The organism is Pseudomonas sp. SIMBA_041, assembly GCF_046535095.1.
GTDB classification, from domain to species: Bacteria; Pseudomonadota; Gammaproteobacteria; order Pseudomonadales; family Pseudomonadaceae; genus Aquipseudomonas; species Aquipseudomonas mucoides.
This window is the reverse complement of sequence record NZ_JAWRXJ010000265.1, coordinates 1-275: the sequence shown is the minus strand read 5'-3', so window position 1 is coordinate 275 and position 275 is coordinate 1. Positions and strand designations below refer to the sequence as shown.

Here is a 275-nt window from a genome sequence, read left to right as displayed (position 1 = left end):
CACTACTGAAGGTTCGCGCCTGCATTCGGCCGAGTGTGACCACTGGCAACGCTGGGGACCCTATCTCAGCGAGCGTCAATGGGGAACGGTTCGCGAGGATTACAGCGCGAACGGCACCGCATGGGACTACTTCCCGCACGACCATGCGCGCAGCCGCGCATATCGCTGGGGCGAAGACGGCATCGCCGGTTTCGGCGACGACAAGCTCAGCTGGTGCATCTCGCTTGCGCTGTGGAACCGCAACGATCCGATTATCAAGGAACGCCTGTTCGGCC

The 275-nt window shown here is 62.5% G+C and carries 1 pseudogene; it reads left to right on the top strand.

The annotated features are described in order from the left end of the window. A pseudogene (locus SB725_RS31125) lies at positions 1 to 275 on the top strand (glucosidase); the annotation flags it as partial.